This window comes from Dietzia sp. CW19 (assembly GCF_014145265.1).
In the GTDB taxonomy this organism is placed as follows: domain Bacteria; phylum Actinomycetota; class Actinomycetes; order Mycobacteriales; family Mycobacteriaceae; genus Dietzia; species Dietzia natronolimnaea.
Genome location: NZ_JAALEE010000362.1, coordinates 1 through 2960, shown reverse-complemented (window position 1 = coordinate 2960; position 2960 = coordinate 1). Strand labels below are relative to the sequence as shown.

The window sequence follows — 2960 nt, the reverse complement described above, 5'->3', positions numbered from 1 at the left end:
TCAGCCGCACCGACCACGTCCACGCGTCCACCCGCACTGCCATAGGGCGAGGATAGCGAGACCGGTCGTCGCTAACCGGTCGGGACACCGTCACGGGGTGTCCGCGCGGCGGCCAGCCGGGTCTCGAGCTCCCGCGCCGCCCGGAGCAGTCCGTCGGGGCCGAGGACGCGGAACCCGGCGTCGAAACGCACGACCGCGGCGATCACGCCGGCCCAGGACCACGACCCGAGCGTCACCCGGGTGGAGTGCGCCGACAGCGCCTCGACCTCGCCGTCGTGCACCCAGCGGGCCACGTCAATCACGGGGAGGTCGATCACGACCTCCCCGACGCACGGCCACGCGTCGTCGTGGGCGGACCCCTTCGACCGGCTCGCGAGGAATCCCGTCGCGGTGCCGGTCGGGATCCCCCTGGCCTCGAAGGCGGGCCCGGTGGGTAGTCGTGGGGTCATACGATCCAGCCGGAACGTCCGCCAGTCGTCCCTGTCCAGGTCCCACGCAACCAGGTACCAGCGTCCGTTCCGCGCCACCACCCCGTGCGGTTGTGTCCGCCGGGACGGTGAATCGGGGTCGCGGTAGCCGAAGCGCAGGGTCATCCTCCTCCGCACCGCCTCGCTGACGGCCTCCACGACGGCGGGGGTGACGCCGGTGGAGTCGACTCCGGTGGGGTGGGCTGAGTTGTCGAACCGGATCCCGTCGATCCGGTGCCGCAGTCGTGAGGGCATCACCTGTCGTACCGTCGCCAGCGCGCGGTGCGCGGCATCACCCATCTCGACACCCGCGGCGGCCGAGTGTCGCAGGGCGATGGCGATCGCGACCGCCTGGTCGTCGTCGAACCTCAGGGGCGGCAACTCCGTCCCCGACTCCATCCGGTACCCGCCGTCGGGCCCCTTCACCGCCTGGATCCGGTACCCCAACTCGCGGAGGCGGTCCACGTCACGACGCACGGTGCGGGTCGTCACCTCCAGGCGCTGCGCCAACTCCTCACCCCGCCAACTCCTCGGGGACTGCAGGAGGGAGAGCAACGCCAGTGTCCGCTCGGGAGCTCCGCTCATGGTCCCATTCTCCCGGAAAAGAGGACACCCCGTGTCCTCGAGCCCCGACACGATGGAGCCGAGCGGCAGATCGCCGCGGATCCGGTCCCACCCGAGGGAGTCACCATGTCAGTCACCACCACCACACATCTCAACCTGCCCGGCACCGCACGGGAGGCGCTCGCGCACTACCAGCGCGCCTTCGGCGGCGAGGTGCACATCACGACCTATGGCGAGGTCGGGATGCCCCAGGACGCCCCGGACGCCGGGAAGGTGGTCTTCGGCCGCGTCACCGCGGACTGCGGCTTCAGCGTCATGGCGTACGTCATCCCCGGACGCGACGAGCCCTTCGGTGGTCTCACGACCCGCCAGAACGGCATGACGGTGACCGATCAGCCGTTCTTCGTCTCCGTCAGCGTCAGCTCCCTCGGTGAGGCGGAGGGGTACTGGAGCGCACTCGCCGAGGGTGCGACGGTCATCGAGCCCCTCGCGGCGTCCGCGTGGAGCGCCGGCTTCGGGATGCTGACGGACCGGTTCAGCGTCACCTGGAGCGTGGACGTGGCCGGGAACCCGGCGGACTGATCCCACCGCGGTCACCCGGTTGCACGAAGGATCCGGCCGGGGCTCGGGACGGGCCCCGGCCGGGGGCCGCGTGCCCCCCGTGCGAGACTGACATCACAGTCCCGCACGACCTCCTGGAGGGCCCATGACCGACGCCGCCGCCACGCTCGAGCGGATCCTCGACGACCGCTACAGCTGCCGAGGATTCACGTCCGACCCCGTTCCCGAGGAGACGATCGACCGGATCCTGCAGATGGCCCAGCGCACGGCGTCCTGGTGCAACTCTCAGGCCTGGCAGGTCGACCTGGTGACCGGGCAGGCGACCGCCGAGTTCGGCAAGCACCTCACGGAGTACGTGTTGGCCAACGGGATGCGCTCGGACCTGCCGGCACCCGAGCGCTACGAGGGCGTGTACGGCGAACGGCGGCGGGCCAGCGGGTACGGCCTCTACACCGCGCTGGGCATCGAGCGCTCGGACAAGGAGGCACGGCTCACGCAGATGCTGGAGAACTACCGGTTCTTCGGCGCCCCGCACGTCGCGGTGATCACCTCGGACGCGGGCCTGGGCACCTACGGCGCGGTGGACTGCGGTGGCTATGTGGCGACGTTCCTCGCGGCGGCGTCCTCGCTGGGCGTGGCCACCTGCGCCCAGGCCGCGCTCGCGCTCTACTCGGACGGGGTCCGCGAGCACCTCGGGATCGGTGAGGACCGGCTGATCGTGTGCGGGATCGCCTTCGGCTACGCCGACCCCGAGCACCCCGCCAACACCTTCCGGGCCGATCGGGCGGATCTCACCGACGTGGTCCGCCGCCACGGCTGACCGGGGACGCCCACGGTCGATCCGGATCCGTCAGTACAGTTCGCGATTCTTGGGCTTGCCCGAGATGGCCTGGCGCACCTGGTTGCCTTTGTAGATCGCCACGATCCCGGCGAGGATCGCCACCACGGTGAAGAACGAGCTGGCGAACAATGCGATCGGCAGCGCCACCACGGTCACGCCCAGCGCGATCGCCGTGGTGCGCGCATCCTTGCGCACCTGCTGCTTCTGGACCTCGATCGAGTTCGGTTGGTAGGGCTGCATGCTCATACCGTCAGGATTCCATATCTCGGCACCGCACCGCGTTCTCGGTGGTCGCCACCCCTGCGGGTTGCCACTCGACCCCACCGGAGGTCCGGGTCGCCAGGATCGGCCCCAGCACCTCGAGCTCCCCGGCGACGGTCAACACCACCCGCCGGCCGTGGTCCACGCCGAGCACCCGCGCACCCGCCCCGCGGACTGCTCCCTCGAGGCCTCCCGCCACCGAGTGGTCGACCTCGGCACGCCACGCCGGCGTCCGCGTGACCTCCACGACCCGACCCGTCCGCCAC

Annotated in this window: 4 protein-coding genes and 1 pseudogene; 2 read left to right on the top strand and 3 right to left on the bottom strand. The window is 71.0% G+C overall.

Going from position 1 to position 2960, the window contains the following annotated elements; genetic code table 11:
* Positions 1-71: 71 nt before the first annotated feature.
* Positions 72-1052: a transcriptional regulator gene (locus G6021_RS11165; protein ID WP_182641302.1), complete on the bottom strand. Its 981-nt coding sequence runs from the start codon at positions 1050-1052 to the stop codon at positions 72-74.
* Positions 1053-1157: 105 nt separating this feature from the next.
* On the opposite strand from G6021_RS11165, the gene G6021_RS11160 reads away from it, so the two are divergent.
* A complete protein-coding gene (locus G6021_RS11160; protein ID WP_182641301.1) occupies positions 1158-1613 on the top strand; it encodes a VOC family protein in 456 nt (151 codons plus the stop codon).
* A 124-nt stretch (positions 1614-1737) separates the two neighbouring features.
* Entirely contained in the window at positions 1738-2412 is a 675-nt protein-coding gene (locus tag G6021_RS11155; protein WP_179525087.1) for a nitroreductase, read from the top strand.
* A gap of 30 nt (positions 2413-2442) precedes the next feature.
* Here G6021_RS11155 and G6021_RS11150 read toward each other — a convergent pair whose 3' ends face one another.
* Positions 2443-2679 carry a hypothetical protein gene (locus tag G6021_RS11150; protein WP_179525086.1) on the bottom strand — a complete coding sequence of 79 codons (237 nt, stop codon included), beginning with the start codon at positions 2677-2679 and terminating at the stop codon, positions 2443-2445.
* A gap of 4 nt (positions 2680-2683) precedes the next feature.
* Positions 2684-2960 (bottom strand): annotated as a pseudogene (locus G6021_RS11145) (IMPACT family protein); the annotation flags it as partial.

What these genes read in the sequence shown, in the direction of transcription:
- G6021_RS11150 (WP_179525086.1), bottom strand. Translation starts at nt 2,679, where the DNA reads ATGAGCATGCAGCCCTACCAACCGAACTCGATCGAGGTCCAGAAGCAG.
- G6021_RS11165 (WP_182641302.1), bottom strand. Translation starts at nt 1,052, where the DNA reads ATGAGCGGAGCTCCCGAGCGGACACTGGCGTTGCTCTCCCTCCTGCAG.
- G6021_RS11155 (WP_179525087.1), top strand. Translation starts at nt 1,738, where the DNA reads ATGACCGACGCCGCCGCCACGCTCGAGCGGATCCTCGACGACCGCTAC.
- G6021_RS11160 (WP_182641301.1), top strand. Translation starts at nt 1,158, where the DNA reads ATGTCAGTCACCACCACCACACATCTCAACCTGCCCGGCACCGCACGG.